We start from the raw sequence: 14,038 nt of genomic DNA on the forward strand, positions 1-14,038 counted from the left end.
CGGGGCACCATGCGGGGCCCCGGCTTTTTCTAGGCGTCGCCTTGCGGCGAACCCAATCAGAACGGCAGGTTGTAAAGCTTGACCGCGTTGTCCTGCAGGACCTTCTTCTGCGTCTCGTAGCTGTAGCCGCCGAGCACGTCCTTCAGGTGCTCCTGCACGCCCGGATAGAGCGAGGTCGGGTGCGGGAAGTCGGTCTCGAACATCAGCTTGTCCTCGCCGATGGTCTCCAGCAGGATCTTGGGCGCGACCTTCTCGAACCAGAAGGTGCACCAGAAGTGATCGCGGAAGTACTCTGCCGGACGGCGGTTGAGCGTCTTCGAGAAGCGCGGCAGCATCTCGTTGAACTGGTGCTCCAGCGCCTCGATCGCAAAGGGCACCCAGCCCGCGCCGCTCTCGATCAGACCGATCTTGAGCTTGGGATACTGGTCCAGACGGCCCGAGACGCACCAGTTACCAAGAGTGGCCGCGTTGCCGATCGAGAACATCGTAGCGACCACGGAGAGCGTCTGCTCGAACTGGAAGCCTTCCCAGGTCAACGTGTTGGGATCGACTGCCGAGTTCAGGTGGAAGTTGAGCGGCATGCCGGTGGCCTCGCATGTCTCCAGAACGCCGTTCCAGTAGTCATGCATGAAGCTGGGGACGCCCACGCGCTCGGGCGTGTCAGGCAGAACAAAGCCGCGCAGGCCCATGTCGTGGCAGCGACGGGCTTCGGCTTCCATCGCCTTCTGATCCCAGAAGGGCAGGTGCGCCATGTTGAAGATGCGCTGGCCCGAAGCTTCCTGGAACTCGGCCGAAGCGTCGTTGTACATCTGCACGATGGCGAGCGCGAGATCGTTGTCGCCGAGCGACATCAGCGAACCGGCCTGCGTCACACCCGAGTTCTGGAAGCCGATCTGAGCGTAGACGCCCATGTCGTCCATGGCCTGGAGGCGCTCCTTGAGCTGGTGCCCGCCCGGATGGGCCTGCTCCAGCTTGGGGAAGGCGAGGCGGCCCAGCAGCTTGTTGTTGTCGGCACGGATCACGTTGCCGCCCATCGAGCCGAAGTTGCGGTCACCCACGTACCAGCGCTCAACGCCGTCGGCGTCGAGCTTCACGTAAGGCACCTTGTCCTTGTACTTGGCGGGTGCCCGGCTGGTGAAGAGGTCCGGCGCCTCGGTGATGTGGGTGTCGGTGTCGACGATCTTGATACCCTCAAACATCGGATCAAGGCCGCCCGACTGCGTGGAGTAGTCGACCTCGCGGATCACACCGCCCTCGGTATAGCCCTCAGCGGACCAGTACTTGCGGGCGTTTTCCGCTATCTCCTTGGTGTCGGCGTCGGCCATGGTAGTCTCCCGAAATGCGCAAAAGCTGAATGACTCTCATTTCGCAGCGGAGGGCCGTAAATTCAATGGACGGGCCAACGCCGTCACGATGAATCGGTGCCGACACGGGGCACTTGCCCTTCAGGGTCAAGCCAGCACTTGCGAGCCAGCATGGCTCAAGGCACACTCCAAAGTCACGGGAGAAGAACATGACCAACACAGGCACTCTGGACGCGATCCGCGTCGACTTCGACGCGCCCGACAATGTTCCCAAGGATCGGATCGTCGACCTCAGCTTTGCCATGGGATCGATCCCCAACGATCTGGTTGATCCCTATGAGCCGAGCGGCTGGCTCGCCGGCGCCGAAATCCCCCGCCTGCTCTACAATCCGCCCACGATGCATGGACTCGGTGCCATCTCGGGAAATCGTAGCGGGAGCTGGGTGGTCTCGCACTATGAGGACATCGAGCGGGTCTACTCAGACAACGAACACTTCTCGAACGCGGGCACGGCAGAGTTCCAGCGCCTGATCGGGGAGACCTTCCGCTCGATTCCGCTCGCCATCGATCCGCCCGAGCACTCCAAGTACCGCCTGTACCTGATGCCTTACTTCTCGCCGGCGCGGATCACGCGCGACCTGGAGCCGCGCATTCGGCGGATCTGCGTGGAGATGATCGAGGAAGTCGCCGACAAGGGCGAGGTCGACATGGCCTGGGACTTTGCCCGCGTGTTCCCGGTGCGCATCTTCATGGGCCTGATGGGCTTTCCGGACGAGAAGTTCGCACAGTTCCTGGATTGGGAATGGGACATCCTGCACTCGGGCAGCCTTGAGAAGATGCAGGCCGCACTGCGCGGAGTGCTCGAGTACCTGCGCGGCTTCATCGCCGAGAAGGAGCGAGAGCCCGACGAGCACCTGGTCTCTTCCATCGTCCACGGAAAGATCGAAGGACGGGGGCTGACCGAAGACGAGAAGATCGGGATGGTCTGGTTTCTCTGGCTCGGCGGTCTGGACACCGTGGCCGCTACCATCGCTCAGATGTACCGCCGGATGGCGCTACAACCGGAACTTCAGACGCGCATTCGCGACAACCCCGAAATCATCAACCCGGCCGTCGAAGAGTTCCTGCGCACGCAGCCCATCCTCTCATCCTCGCGCAGCGCGAAGATGGATTTCGAGTGGCACGGCGTGCAGATCCGCAAAGGGGATACTTTCCAGTGCCTGAACCCCGCAGGCAACTTCGACCCCGCCCGTTTCGAGAACCCGCGCGAATTCGATCCCGAGCGCAAGGCAAACCGTCACTTCACGTTCGTCGGCGGTGTCCACATCTGCCTCGGCGCCCACTTGGCGCGCCGCGAGTTGCGGATCCTGCTGGAAGAATGGTTCAAGCGCATTCCGGAATTCCGGGTGAAGCCGGGCGCAGACACGACCGTGTTCCCGGGTTTGCTCTCGATCCGTAACCTGCCGCTGATCTGGGACGTCAACTGACCGGTGCGCCGATCCTCCTGCCCCAGTGGGAGGATCGGCCGGTCATCTTGAAGCGTCGCCTTAGAACGTCGTCGGCGACTCCAGAGGCGGATCACCACGGTGTGCGGCGGCATAGGCCTCGGCAGCTTTCAAAACGCGCATCATGTTGCGGCTGGCGATCTTCTCCAGACCCTGCTGGCTGTAACCCCGCCGGGCCAGCTCGGTGAACAACGCCGGATAAGTCGAGACATCCTCAAGCCCCTGCGGCAGTGCGCTAATGCCGTCGAAGTCGCCGCCGATCCCGACGTGGTCCACGCCGGCAACCTTCGCGATGTGGTCGATGTGATCCGCCACTTGCGCCAGCGTTGCTCTGGGCTGCGGATGCGCTGCCATCCACGCCTCCATTGCAGCCTTGGCCGCTGCGGGATTGCCGACATGGAGAGCTTCCAGCCGCGCGCTCTCTGCTTTTTGCGCCGCCGACCACCTGCGGGACTCTTCGCTGACGAAGTCCGGCACGAAGTTGACCATGATCAGCCCACCATTGGTTTTCAGCCGCGCAAGCACGTCATCGGGAACATTGCGGGGATGACCGTTGATTGCACGTGCACCCGAATGGCTGAATATCACCGGAGCCCGGGACACCTGCAGCGCATCGTGCATGGTCTCGGCGCTGACGTGGCTCAAGTCCACAAGCATGCCGATGCGCTGCATCTCGCGCACCACGTCGCGCCCCATGTCATTAAGGCCGCCGTGCGCCGGCACATCGGTGGAACTGTCTGCCCAGGCTGTATTCTTCGAATGCGTCAGCGTCATGTAACGGGCACCCAGATCGTACATCTGCCGCAGCACAGCCAGCGATCCGCCGATCGAATGGCCGCCCTCCATGCCGATCAGCGACGCGATACGTCCCGCTCGCGTCGCCTTCTCCACCTCTGCCGCGTTGGTGGCGAGTTGAAGGTGGCGCGGGTTATCTGCGACCAGCCGCTTGAGAACATCGATCTGCTCCAGCGTGGCCTGCACTGCCTGCGCGTCATTCAGCCCCGCGGAAACGTAAACGGACCAGAATTGCGCTCCCACCTGCCCTTCGCGAAGGCGCGCGACATCGGTGTGCATCGCCGCCGCACCGGTCGCCGGATCGGCAGTCCCTTGCGTATCGGTGAAATCGAACCCCTCGATGACGTTCTTTTCCCGTGCTCGCAGCTGGATCGGGACGTCATTGTGGCCGTCCCACACAGGGGCTGCCTTGAGCGCGGCTGTTGCAACCGCCTCGGGCGTGGCGGCGGTCGCTGGGCCGCTCAACGCAAACACGACAAGTGGAGCAAGAAGAGAAACGTGGCGCATGACGGTCCTTTGCGACGGCAGGGGTGGCCATGAAAGCCAATCGGCGCTGCGACCGCAAGGAAGTTCCGTCAGTCTTGCCTGGGTGAACCCCTCACATGGGCCTTTCGCGCCACTTTCTCTCAGCGACGGACTTCAGCGCCTCGTTCATATCCCTCAAACCCTGCGAGACCTTGGTGGCCAAACTGCGGGAGACAAGCCGCCCGAGCGGTCCGCCCATGATCTCTCCGTTGACCACCTGGCAGCGCGTGGGCGACAGTTCATGGAGTTCGATGAAACGCATGGTCCTGAGCAATCCGCCTAGCCCGGAGAGCCCGTACTCCAGCAGTTCGTTCTGCCGCACCTTGTGGACCTGCGCCTTGCCCCTGTGCGGCTTCATGCCAGCCAGATGCACAACAAAGCGGAGCTGCCCGCCCTCTTCGGCGTGCCCGAATGTCTCCTGGTAAAGCGGGTTCCAGCCCTTCCAGCCTTCAAAATCCGCAATGAAGTCCCAGACCAGCTCGGGCGGAGCGTCGATCGTGACCCGGTGGCCCACACACGGCCCCTTGATTCGGCCGGGCTCTTCGCAGGCGCCGGAAAAATCCCAGCTGTCTTCCGCGACCTGTGTCAAAGCAGCGCCTCCGCCAGAGCGCGCCAGTGCGCCCGCAGCGGTGTAAAGCCGGCCTCGCGATCGACGATGACTTGCAGGCACACGTGGTCGGCGCCGGCATCGAGATGTGCCTGCACCCTTGCCGCTGCTGTCTCGACCGAGCCAATCGCGAACAGCGCCTCAAGCAGGCGGTCGCTGCAGGCGTCGATCTCAGCATCGTCGAAGCCGAGCCGCTTCCAGTTGTTGCGATAGTTCGGCAGGCGGGCATAGTGCTCGACAGCGCCCAGCGCCAACGCACGCGCCTTGGCCGGATCGCTCTCGATCACGACGCCCTGCTCGGGAGCGAGCAGCCTGTCAGGTCCCAGAATCTCTCGAGCCTGAGCAGTGTGATCGGGCGTGACCAGGTATGGGTGCGCACCCGCCGTTCGCTCGCCGGAGAGCGCAACCATCTTTGGCCCCAGTGCGGCGACGCACGTATGGTCCATGGCCATACCGCCCTTTTCCAGGCCGTCGAGAAACGCACCTGTGGCTTCGAGAGGCTTACCCCACTTCTCGCCGATGATCGGTCCGTGGCTGACTCCGACGCCGAGCAGGAAGCGCGCCTTCTGCTCCTCCGGAAGCGCCGAATACCACTGCGCGACATCTGCGGGATCGTGCTTCCAGATGTTGAGAATACCGGTTGCAATCACAGCTTTTTGGCTGGCGGCGAGGAGCTGCTCCGCGTCGGCCAGAACACCGGAATCGATGCCTCCCGGCACCCACAAAGCACCGAAGCCCAGTTCGTCCAGTTCGGCTGTGGCATCGAGCGCTTCGGCCCTGTCTCCGTAGCGTAGTTCCAGTGACCAGATGCCGACTTTGCCGATGGCCGGTGCGCTCATACCTGCTTCCCTCTCATCGCCGGGCACTTTGCGCGCCCGTCATTTGTGATCTTGCTCGCCGCCACTTTGGGTCGGTGATGCCGCCGCTTCAAGGCATTTGAAGCACATGGCGCGTCCGCATCGCTGGAGCGAGGCTTGATCGAGGCCGTTCGCGCGCCTAGCCGACAGTTGATGGACGAGTTCGACTACATCGTCGTGGGCGGAGGCAGCGCAGGGTGCGTGCTTGCCAATCGCCTTAGCGCCGACCCGCGCAATCGCGTGCTGCTGCTCGAAGCCGGCGGGCGCGACAACTACATCTGGATCCGGGTGCCAGTAGGCTACCTCTACTGCATCGGCAATCCACGCACCGACTGGTGCATGTCGACCGAGGCAGAGGAAGGTCTCGGCGGGAGAGCACTGAAATATCCGCGCGGCAAAGTGCTGGGCGGATGCTCCTCCATCAACGGCATGATCTACATGCGCGGGCAGGCGGCGGACTATGATGGCTGGCGGCAGGCCGGCAACCCCGGCTGGGGCTGGGACGATGTCCTGCCCTACTTCAAGCAAGCTGAGGATCACTACGAGGGCGCCAGCGCGTTCCATGGCTCGGGGGGTGAGATCCGGGTCGAAAAGCAGCGCCTGCGTTGGGACATCCTTGAAGCGTTCCGCGATGCCGCAGAGCAGTATGGACTGCCGCAGATTCACGACTTCAACACAGGCGATAACGAAGGCTCCAGCTTCTTCCAGGTGACGCAGCGGCGCGGCTGGCGCTGGAGCGCAGCCGACGCGTTCCTCCGGCCAGTGCGGACGCGCAAGAACTTGCGCGTCGTGACGAACGCCCACGCCGACAAGGTGCTGATCGAGAACGGACGCGCAACCGGCATTGCCTGGCGACAGGGAAAGGAGGAGCGCTGCGCCCGCGCACGCGGCGAGGTAATCCTTGCGGCCGGAGCGATCGGCTCACCAGCCATTCTGGAACGCAGCGGGATCGGCGACGGCACGCGTTTGCGCGATCTTGGCATTGCGCCGCTTGTCGACCGGCCCGAGGTGGGCGCCAACCTGCAAGACCACCTCCAGTTGCGCTGCGCCTATCAGGTCTCAGGCGTCACAACCCTCAACCAGCGGGCCGGACACCTGCTCGGCAAGGCGCTGATCGGGCTGGAGTATGTGCTGCGGCGTACAGGTCCGATGGCCATGGCGCCCAGTCAGTTGGGGCTGTTCCTCAAGAGCCACCCGCGATTTGCCACTGCCAATCTGGAGTATCACGTTCAGCCGCTCAGCCTCGCGGCTTTCGGCGGCGCGCTCGATGTGTTTCCGGCATTCACCGCCAGCGTCTGCAACCTCCGCCCGGAGAGCCGTGGCACGACGCATATCGTCAACACTGATCCGGACGCGCCTCCGGCCATACGGCCCAACTACCTTTCCGCTGAGGAGGACAGGCGCGTGGCGGCCGAGGCGATCCGCATCACCCGGCAGATCGTCGCCCAGCCCGCTCTCGCCAGATACCGGCCCGAGGAAGCCCGTCCCGGCGCGCAGTTCCAGAGCGAGGAGGAGTTGGTGCGGGCCGCAGGAGAGATTGGCACCACGATCTTTCATCCCGTTGGCACCGTCGCCATGGGCAGCGTAGTCGACAGCCGGTTGCGGCTTCGTGGCATCTCCGGTCTGCGCGTCATCGATGCTTCGGTGATGCCGACGATCACCTCGGGCAACACCAATGCGCCAACGATGATGATCGCCGAAAAAGGCGCCGCCATGATCATGGAAGATGCCGCCGGCGCCGCAGCGGCTTGATATTGCTGGCTTAACGCATCAGCCGCGAGCGATTGGCGCGGACACGCTTGCTGTAGTGGCTCAGGGTGCGGCGTGCGATCTGCTCCGGATCCTTTCCGAAGCGGCCGGTGCTCAATGCTGCGGCAAGGTCCACTTGCGCCTGCCACTTCTCCGTCCACATGCGAAGCGCCTCGCTGTCGGCGTTCGCTCCGCCTTGGGCCAAGCGCATGCAGCGCAACCAGATCACCCACGATGCCTCGGCACCAAGCCACCATGCCTGTGCCGCGAGCATGGGCCATTCCATGCCGCTCGTGGCCTGCGTCCGTGGCATCAGGCTTGCGCCGCCATGCCGCCGCCCGCATTGGCGTAACTCATGGCACGAGCGATAACGCGGCTCGCGCTCGCCGGTTTGGCGACAAGTTCTGCCTGAAGCCCCCGCACCGTCTCATCATGACGGTTAAGGTCGCCGGAGTGCAGCAGATACGGTATCCCGCGCTGCTGAAGCGCCCGCGCGACAGGCACGCAGGTTTCTCCGCCTTTCAGCGTGACATCGAGCACTGCCGCGTCGACAGGATCGGGGCCATCGAGGATTGCCATGGCGTCTCGGACACTCGATGCGCACAGCGCCTGGCAGCCCAAGTCTTCAGCGGCAAATTCCAGGTCCATGAGGATCAGCGGCTCGTCCTCCAGCATCAGGATGTTCATGCCAATGGAAGTTCCCATGTCTTGAAATGCCTCATGCGGGGATGATGATTGTTGCTTCAAGGCCGTCGGCGTTCCACCGGCGCTCGATCTGCCCGCCGCCATGGCGGAGCATGCGGTCGACGATTTGGGTTCCCGTGCCGCCCTGTTGCGGAGCCAACGGGATGTCAGGGCCGCCGTATTCGCGCCAGGTCAGGACAAGGTTGCAGGGCCCCTCTCCAGAAGAGCCACGCCAGTCGAGCTCGACCCTCCCCCCTTCGCAGGACCAGGCACCGAACTTGGTGGCGTTGGCCGCCAGTTCGTGGAGCACCAGTCCCACTACGGAGACCGTCGGGAAATGCACCCTCAGCCCATTGCCGAGGAACTTCAGCCGAGCCTCGTCAGCGTCATAGGGCGAAAGGATAGCGCGAATCGCCGGACCGATCTCGATAGTGCCACTGGATGCTTCATCAAGCGTGGTCTCGTAGGCGCGGCCAAGAGCCTGAATACGACTGTTGATTTCCGCTGCTTCTTCGGGAATGCCGCGCACCCGTCCCGTGATGTTGACGATGCCCGAGATCACCGCAAACATGTTCTTCATGCGATGCGACAGCTCACGCGCCATGACGCGCGCGTGCAACTCCTCGGCACGCGCGGCCCGCACGTCCGACACATTCCACTGGCTGCCGAAGAAGTATTTCAGCTCGCCGTCCGCGCCGTAAATCGGTCCCAGGTGGAGCGCGTTCCAGAACGTGGACCCATCCTTGCGGTAATTCAGCACCTCCACCAGCACCACGTCCTCATTGCGAAGCGCGACGCGGATCTTCTCAATTTCGCGGGGATCCGTGCCCGGCCCCTGGAGAAAGCCACAACTGCGACCGATTATTTCGTGTTCTTCGTACCCGGTCAGCTCACGGAACGCGCGATTGGCGAATACGATGGGCAGACCATCCTTGCCGGGATCGCAAAGACAAACCGCCATGCGGGTCTGCGCCATGGCCTGCTCGAACATGACGCCGGAGGCCCCGGTAAAGAAGCTGGACGCGTCACGCGGACCGGCCAACTCATCATCAGAATAGTAGCTTGATTGCTCTTCGGGATACGCCAGCGGATGCACCGACGGCGCTCGTTCATCGTGCGACATCGATCGCCTCTGCCTCGAAAACGGCGAATAACCTGTATGGCATTAATGATTTTGCGCGTGAACAGTTCCCGGAGCGCTTTCGCGCTCGCAAAAAAGCGCAGGGCAAAAGACCGACAGCGTCCCCCAAGGACCGCATCTCAGACACCGGCTTAGATGCCGACGAAGATCTCGCCTGCATCGACGCGCACGGGATAGGTCTCAAGATCGGCCTTGGCCTTCATGTTGATGAACAACAAGCGCGGATCCCGGTTCACCGCGCCCGTTTCAAGGTCGAAACTCGCCTTGTGCAGCGGGCATACCACTGAGTGGCCGACGACCGCCCCGCGACAAAGATTGAAGCCCATGTGCGGGCATCGGCGCTGCGCCGCGTAGTATGTGCCGTCCACCTTGATCAGCAGCAGTTTCCTGCCTTTCGCTTCGACCGGCAAAAGTACGCTTTCAGCCACTTGCGAAGTGTTCGCCACCTTGACGAATTCCATCGCGATACCCTCCTCTCCGGGTGCCGGAGCAATCAGCCGGCACAAGCATGCTCCCGGCTCGTTAGGGATGTCCAGCGTCCTTTGAGGCACCTTGGAGGAGCAACCGGATTACTGGATTTGCAAAGGAGTTAGCATGACCGTCAACAGTGCAACCGCTCGCTACGAGGGACTTGGCAAAACGGGCAAAGGCCATGTTGTCACCCGTTCCGGCGTGATCGACGCCGACTATGGCTTCGCTACCCGCTTCGAGGATGCCCCCGGCACCAACCCTGAAGAGATGATTGCGGCTGCGCACGCAAGCTGCTTCACCATGGCGACCAGCTTCGCGCTGGCAAAGGCCGGCCATACAGATGGCACTCTGGAGACGGAGTGCAAAGTTACGCTTGTCTCGGAGGACGGGGGCTTCAAGGTCTCGAAATCGGAGCTGTCGCTCTCTGCGAAAGTGAGCGGCATTTCGGCAGACGAGTTCGAACGGATTGCGGGCGATGCAAAGGCAGGGTGCCCCATCTCCAAGCTGCTGAACTGTGAGATTACGCTCACAACTCATCTCGAGAGCTGACCCTCTCGGGAAGCCCGAAAGCGCTCGGCCGGCTTAGAGCGCTTGAGGTTCAGTAGCGGGCCTGCTGTCGGTCCAGCCGCATCCCTCACGAATGTCGCCGCCAATGTTGAGCGTCACCGTGAAGGGATAGCGGCGGTCGGACATCCCGTCGCTGCACGTGCCGGGCGTCACCGTCATGTCGAAAGTGTCGCCATCCAGCATCCCGCTCAGTCCCAGACCGTTGCGCCCACCAAAGCGCTTTACCGGAATCCTGGTGCCGTCCGGATTTCCGGGTGTCGAATACGTCAGCATTCCGCCGCTCGCCTCCCCTCCCCAGAACGGCTCCGTTCCCACGAAATGCAGCGTATCGTCAGGAGCAATGGCAGTGAAAGGCTGGGTTCCTTGGTCTTCTCCCGGCACCCCGGGTTGTCCATGCCCTTGGCCCGAATGACACGCCGTAAGCAGCAGAGCAGAGGCAAGGCTAAGCAGTGGGGTCAGCAGTGTTGGCCGGAAAATCGTCATGCCCCTCTGTAGCATTGCAAACCGGCGACCGCACCCCTCCTCGATCCCAACCCAGACCGCGAAGCGCCTCGCCGAAGGCAGGTTCTAAGATGAGGGTTCCGGCGGAGTTCGCGTCCCCAGTTCCATGGAACGATAGGCAGCGTGAGGCCTTGGTTAAGACAACACGCAACACGCAACACGCGAACGGAGGTCGACATGAAACTCAAGCCACTGAGCGAGCAAACGATTGTCATTACAGGCGGGTCTTCCGGGATCGGCCTCGCCACTGCCAAAATGGCCGCAGAACAGGGCGCCCATGTCGTCATTATCGCCCGTAACGAAGACGGCCTTCAGAAGGCGGCAAGCGACATTCGCAGCCAAGGCGGCCGATGCGACTACATCTGCGCGGACGTCGGGTCCCGCGAGGATGTCCACTCAGCCGTCGAGACAGTGATCGAGAGGCATGGTGGCTTCGATACCTGGGTCAGCAACGCAGGAGTCGGTGTTTACGCAAAGCTGGAGGACCTCAGCGACGAGGACCATCACCGGCTGTTCGACACCAACTATTGGGGAACCGTGCATTGCGCGACGGAAGCGCTCCCACACCTCAAGCAGCGCGGCGGCGCGCTGATCGTGACCGGCTCCATATCGTCGCAGATGCCCGCTCCCATCCTGTCCTCCTACACGGCCAGTAAGTACGCGGTGAAGGGCTACATCGATTCGCTTCGCCTTGAGCTCATGCACGACAAGGTGCCGGTTTCGTTGACCCTGATCCAGCCGAGCGGGATTAACTCACCCTTCGGGGAACACTCGTTCAACCAGATGGAGGGACGTTCCAAGGTTCCGCCACCTGTCTACTCGCCGGATATCGTCGCCCGCGCCATCTGCCATGCCGCCGAACACCCGACGCGCGACATGATCGTCGGTGGATCCGGAAGGGCCATGACGCTGCTCGCGAATATCGCGCCCGGTCTGGCGGACCGTGTCTTCTCTTGGACTTTCTTCCGCACGGCTCTGGAAAAGGACAAGCCGAAGCGTGAAGTGGAAGGCGGCTTCCATCACGGCGGAAGCAAGGGCCAGGTCTACGGGGACCAGAGCAGCGGCATGCGGAAAAGGAGTGTCTATGCGGCCATGCGCCGACACCCGATTGCGGCCACCGCTGGCGTGTTCGCGCTCAGTTTCGCGGCATTGGGCGCCGCGATGCGGAACCGCCTGCCCGTCCTGAGCGGACACTGAGCCAAAGGGCTGCGCTGGCCCTGAAGGAAACCCCTGCAGGGCCGCCCCCGCCCTTCCCCTCTACTTCGGCAAGCGCTCAAGCAAGGCCGTTGCCGCAGCCGGTGCCAGCACCTTGTGCCCGCTGATGAAGAAAGCGAACACATCGCGGCCCTCGTCGGCCCAGCCCCGCGTCTTTCGAGCCCAAGCGTCCAGCTCGTCCGCAGGATAGCCCTTCGGCTCACCGGCGCGGGAACGTTGCAGGCGCGCATAGACGAAAGGGCCGGTGGCTTCGGCGAAGGGCGGGTACTCATCGCTGTCCGCGACAACCACAGCAACGCCCGCCTTCTTCGCAAGAGCGTGAAACGCCGGATCAGCGAAGCTCTCATGCCTTGCTTCTATCGCATGGCGCAGAGCCACTCCCTCATGGCTCGACGGAAGGAGCGCAAGGAAGGCTGCGACCTCGTCGGGATCGAAGCGCTTGGTGCCGCGCAATTGCCAGTTGATGGGCCCCAGCCTGTTCCCCAACTCCACGATGCCCTGCGCGATGAAGCGCGCGACAGCCTCTCCCGCTTCGGCCAGATTCTTGCGGTTGGTGCAGTAGTTCGACCCCTTGAGAGCGAAACGGAAGTGCTCCGGCACCGCATCGCGCCACTTGGCGAACGTTGCCGGCTTCTGGAGCCGGTATGCTGTCGCGTTGATCTCGGTCGCCGTGAGATGCTGCCCCAGGTACTCCAGTTCGCGCGCCTGCGGCAGACCCTGCGGATAGAACGTGCCCCGCCATGGCGCGTAGATCCACCCTCCGATGCCGACGCGGATCGTTGCTGTTGGCGGCATCGTTCAGACGCAGCCTTCGGTATACGTCAGGTAAGGCTCACGCCCTGCATGGATCAGGTTAACCTTGCCATCAGCATCGATCTCGAAACGCAGCCCTGAAGCTGCGCCGTTCGGCCGCCAGTCGAGATACTTGGCAGGAGCGGCGACATATTCATGGGGCTTGGAAACGGCATCGGGATACGCCTTGATCACCGCATCCTCGCTGGCGCCTACGCCGATCCCTCGTTGCGTCTTGATCGTCGAGCCGTCCATCAAGGTGATCCGCGTGACCACGCTGCCGTCGGTAATGGCGTAGAGTCGCCGCGGCTTATCGGAATAGGTGCGGCAACTGTCGGACACCTGCACCTCGTCTTCTTTCAGAGACGGCGGTGGCGCCTGTCCGACAATGATGTCCCCGACGCCCTCCGGGCTCAGCCCCTGCGGGTTCGCTGCATCACCCTCGTCCGTCTGCTCAGGCTGTGCAGTCACAGGGGACAACTGCGCTTGATGGGCGCTGCTCGCCTCGTCGGACGGCGGCGTCGGTGCGTCTGGTGGCGTCTGCTCACAAGCTGCGAGGGACAGGGCGAGCAGCCCAACGGAAATGGAGCGTTTCATGGGCAGGTGATCGCACGAGACAGAGCTTGGGTCCATTCGCCCGCCGAGCGCTCTGTCCGGAACAGCATGCCGCCCATCGCGTTGAAAAGACGATGCTCGTGTTGAAAACGAGGGCTCGTCTCGAAAACGAGGTTTGATTATGAAACGCGCAAAAGCAAGCGGCGCGACGCTTGCCGGGGGCATACTCGGCGGCGGCGTATTGGCGGGACTGATGCTATCCCTTGCCGTTCCGACGACGATGAAACGGCAAGCCGGTGAAGGCTGGCGAGACCTGATCCCTGCCGCCTCGGTAAGCGTGGAGGAGGAGCCCTCCATGTACTGGATGGAGGCACCTCCGCAAGATATCCAGCCCATCTCCTGGCTGCCTGACGAGAGCTGGAACTCTCCGCAATGGGCAGACGACGACTGGCCGCCGTATGTTGACGATCCGGTCTACGATCAGCCTTATGGGGAGGGTGAACTGACCCACGCGGACCTGATGGTCGATACACGGCCCCGCGCCGAACCAATCGCCGTTGGCCTCACCCCCACGATCACTGGTGAAAGCGCTCGACCGTCGGCGGCCGATGCCGCAGCGGCTGCCGCTGAGGCTGCGCGGATGGCCGCAGCTGACGTTCGCACGGAGATCGCAGCAGCGGCCATCAGTGTGCATGACGCGGCTCGAGAGCCCGATGACTTTGAGACGGCATTCGGCGCTGACTAGGCCGCGTCCCATCGGGATCATCTGC

The 14,038-nt window shown here is 63.0% G+C and carries 16 protein-coding genes; 5 read left to right on the forward strand and 11 right to left on the reverse strand.

Annotated features, from left to right (window positions below; translation table 11 throughout):
- Positions 1 to 56: 56 nt before the first annotated feature.
- A complete protein-coding gene (locus ABUH87_RS13510; RefSeq protein WP_367774463.1) occupies positions 57 to 1,325 on the reverse strand; it encodes an amidohydrolase family protein in 1,269 nt (422 codons plus the stop codon).
- A 188-nt stretch (positions 1,326 to 1,513) separates the two neighbouring features.
- On the opposite strand from ABUH87_RS13510, the gene ABUH87_RS13515 reads away from it, so the two are divergent.
- Positions 1,514 to 2,791 carry a cytochrome P450 gene (locus tag ABUH87_RS13515; RefSeq protein ID WP_367774464.1) on the forward strand — a complete coding sequence of 426 codons (1,278 nt, stop codon included), beginning with the start codon at positions 1,514 to 1,516 and terminating at the stop codon, positions 2,789 to 2,791.
- Between the two features lie 60 nt (positions 2,792 to 2,851).
- Here the strand turns inward: ABUH87_RS13515 and ABUH87_RS13520 are convergent, their stop codons facing one another.
- The 3 genes from ABUH87_RS13520 to ABUH87_RS13530 all read right to left on the reverse strand — a co-directional run bounded on the left by ABUH87_RS13520 (position 2,852) and on the right by ABUH87_RS13530 (position 5,575).
- Positions 2,852 to 4,111 (reverse strand): dipeptidase, encoded by a 1,260-nt coding sequence (locus ABUH87_RS13520; protein WP_367774465.1) that lies wholly within the window; start codon positions 4,109 to 4,111, stop codon positions 2,852 to 2,854.
- Positions 4,112 to 4,202: 91 nt separating this feature from the next.
- Complete coding sequence (locus ABUH87_RS13525) at positions 4,203 to 4,643, reverse strand: SRPBCC family protein (protein WP_367774466.1); 441 nt, start codon at positions 4,641 to 4,643, stop codon at positions 4,203 to 4,205.
- 71 nt (positions 4,644 to 4,714) lie between these two features.
- Positions 4,715 to 5,575 carry a TIGR03620 family F420-dependent LLM class oxidoreductase gene (locus tag ABUH87_RS13530; RefSeq protein ID WP_367774467.1) on the reverse strand — a complete coding sequence of 287 codons (861 nt, stop codon included), beginning with the start codon at positions 5,573 to 5,575 and terminating at the stop codon, positions 4,715 to 4,717.
- A gap of 171 nt (positions 5,576 to 5,746) precedes the next feature.
- On the opposite strand from ABUH87_RS13530, the gene ABUH87_RS13535 reads away from it, so the two are divergent.
- Positions 5,747 to 7,345 (forward strand): GMC family oxidoreductase, encoded by a 1,599-nt coding sequence (locus ABUH87_RS13535; protein WP_367774521.1) that lies wholly within the window; start codon positions 5,747 to 5,749, stop codon positions 7,343 to 7,345.
- 10 nt (positions 7,346 to 7,355) lie between these two features.
- Here ABUH87_RS13535 and ABUH87_RS13540 read toward each other — a convergent pair whose 3' ends face one another.
- The 4 genes from ABUH87_RS13540 to ABUH87_RS13555 all read right to left on the reverse strand — a co-directional run bounded on the left by ABUH87_RS13540 (position 7,356) and on the right by ABUH87_RS13555 (position 9,628).
- Complete coding sequence (locus ABUH87_RS13540; RefSeq protein ID WP_367774468.1) at positions 7,356 to 7,655, reverse strand: hypothetical protein; 300 nt, start codon at positions 7,653 to 7,655, stop codon at positions 7,356 to 7,358.
- Positions 7,655 to 8,047, reverse strand: coding sequence for a response regulator (locus ABUH87_RS13545; RefSeq protein ID WP_367774469.1), 393 nt, complete (start codon positions 8,045 to 8,047; stop codon positions 7,655 to 7,657). Before ABUH87_RS13545 ends, ABUH87_RS13540 begins: the two co-directional genes overlap by 1 nt.
- A 13-nt stretch (positions 8,048 to 8,060) precedes the next feature.
- Positions 8,061 to 9,122 carry a PAS domain-containing protein gene (locus ABUH87_RS13550; protein WP_367774470.1) on the reverse strand — a complete coding sequence of 354 codons (1,062 nt, stop codon included), beginning with the start codon at positions 9,120 to 9,122 and terminating at the stop codon, positions 8,061 to 8,063.
- A gap of 176 nt (positions 9,123 to 9,298) precedes the next feature.
- Positions 9,299 to 9,628 (reverse strand): Rieske (2Fe-2S) protein, encoded by a 330-nt coding sequence (locus ABUH87_RS13555; protein ID WP_367774471.1) that lies wholly within the window; start codon positions 9,626 to 9,628, stop codon positions 9,299 to 9,301.
- 133 nt (positions 9,629 to 9,761) lie between these two features.
- Here ABUH87_RS13555 and ABUH87_RS13560 point away from each other — a divergent pair, with 133 nt between their 5' ends.
- The gene (locus ABUH87_RS13560; RefSeq protein ID WP_367774472.1) at positions 9,762 to 10,187 is read left to right on the forward strand and encodes an OsmC family protein; all 426 of its coding nucleotides are present in this window, start codon (positions 9,762 to 9,764) and stop codon (positions 10,185 to 10,187) included.
- Positions 10,188 to 10,220: 33 nt separating this feature from the next.
- On the opposite strand, the gene ABUH87_RS13565 is transcribed toward ABUH87_RS13560, so the two are convergent.
- Positions 10,221 to 10,688: a COG3650 family protein gene (locus ABUH87_RS13565; RefSeq protein ID WP_367774473.1), complete on the reverse strand. Its 468-nt coding sequence runs from the start codon at positions 10,686 to 10,688 to the stop codon at positions 10,221 to 10,223.
- Between the two features lie 195 nt (positions 10,689 to 10,883).
- Here ABUH87_RS13565 and ABUH87_RS13570 point away from each other — a divergent pair, with 195 nt between their 5' ends.
- Positions 10,884 to 11,903: an SDR family oxidoreductase gene (locus tag ABUH87_RS13570; RefSeq protein WP_367774474.1), complete on the forward strand. Its 1,020-nt coding sequence runs from the start codon at positions 10,884 to 10,886 to the stop codon at positions 11,901 to 11,903.
- A 60-nt stretch (positions 11,904 to 11,963) separates the two neighbouring features.
- On the opposite strand, the gene ABUH87_RS13575 is transcribed toward ABUH87_RS13570, so the two are convergent.
- Positions 11,964 to 12,716 carry a DUF72 domain-containing protein gene (locus tag ABUH87_RS13575; protein ID WP_367774475.1) on the reverse strand — a complete coding sequence of 251 codons (753 nt, stop codon included), beginning with the start codon at positions 12,714 to 12,716 and terminating at the stop codon, positions 11,964 to 11,966.
- 3 nt (positions 12,717 to 12,719) lie between these two features.
- On the reverse strand, positions 12,720 to 13,310 hold the full coding sequence (locus ABUH87_RS13580; RefSeq protein WP_367774476.1) for a hypothetical protein: 591 nt from the start codon (positions 13,308 to 13,310) through the stop codon (positions 12,720 to 12,722).
- Positions 13,311 to 13,449: 139 nt separating this feature from the next.
- Here ABUH87_RS13580 and ABUH87_RS13585 point away from each other — a divergent pair, with 139 nt between their 5' ends.
- Positions 13,450 to 14,013 carry a hypothetical protein gene (locus ABUH87_RS13585; protein WP_367774477.1) on the forward strand — a complete coding sequence of 188 codons (564 nt, stop codon included), beginning with the start codon at positions 13,450 to 13,452 and terminating at the stop codon, positions 14,011 to 14,013.
- Positions 14,014 to 14,038 lie beyond the last annotated feature (25 nt).

This window comes from Novosphingobium rhizovicinum, from assembly GCF_040813635.1.
GTDB classification, from domain to species: domain Bacteria; phylum Pseudomonadota; class Alphaproteobacteria; order Sphingomonadales; family Sphingomonadaceae; genus Novosphingobium; species Novosphingobium rhizovicinum.

Bases quoted from the DNA above. Each gene is read 5' to 3' on its own strand.
- ABUH87_RS13535 (WP_367774521.1), top strand. From the start codon at position 5,747: ATGGACGAGTTCGACTACATCGTCGTGGGCGGAGGCAGCGCAGGGTGC.
- ABUH87_RS13510 (WP_367774463.1), bottom strand. From the start codon at position 1,325: ATGGCCGACGCCGACACCAAGGAGATAGCGGAAAACGCCCGCAAGTAC.
- ABUH87_RS13585 (WP_367774477.1), top strand. From the start codon at position 13,450: ATGAAACGCGCAAAAGCAAGCGGCGCGACGCTTGCCGGGGGCATACTC.
- ABUH87_RS13565 (WP_367774473.1), bottom strand. From the start codon at position 10,688: ATGACGATTTTCCGGCCAACACTGCTGACCCCACTGCTTAGCCTTGCC.
- ABUH87_RS13520 (WP_367774465.1), bottom strand. From the start codon at position 4,111: ATGCGCCACGTTTCTCTTCTTGCTCCACTTGTCGTGTTTGCGTTGAGC.
- ABUH87_RS13545 (WP_367774469.1), bottom strand. From the start codon at position 8,047: ATGGGAACTTCCATTGGCATGAACATCCTGATGCTGGAGGACGAGCCG.
- ABUH87_RS13555 (WP_367774471.1), bottom strand. From the start codon at position 9,628: ATGGAATTCGTCAAGGTGGCGAACACTTCGCAAGTGGCTGAAAGCGTA.
- ABUH87_RS13530 (WP_367774467.1), bottom strand. From the start codon at position 5,575: ATGAGCGCACCGGCCATCGGCAAAGTCGGCATCTGGTCACTGGAACTA.
- ABUH87_RS13560 (WP_367774472.1), top strand. From the start codon at position 9,762: ATGACCGTCAACAGTGCAACCGCTCGCTACGAGGGACTTGGCAAAACG.
- ABUH87_RS13580 (WP_367774476.1), bottom strand. From the start codon at position 13,310: ATGAAACGCTCCATTTCCGTTGGGCTGCTCGCCCTGTCCCTCGCAGCT.
- ABUH87_RS13540 (WP_367774468.1), bottom strand. From the start codon at position 7,655: ATGCCACGGACGCAGGCCACGAGCGGCATGGAATGGCCCATGCTCGCG.
- ABUH87_RS13575 (WP_367774475.1), bottom strand. From the start codon at position 12,716: ATGCCGCCAACAGCAACGATCCGCGTCGGCATCGGAGGGTGGATCTAC.
- ABUH87_RS13570 (WP_367774474.1), top strand. From the start codon at position 10,884: ATGAAACTCAAGCCACTGAGCGAGCAAACGATTGTCATTACAGGCGGG.
- ABUH87_RS13515 (WP_367774464.1), top strand. From the start codon at position 1,514: ATGACCAACACAGGCACTCTGGACGCGATCCGCGTCGACTTCGACGCG.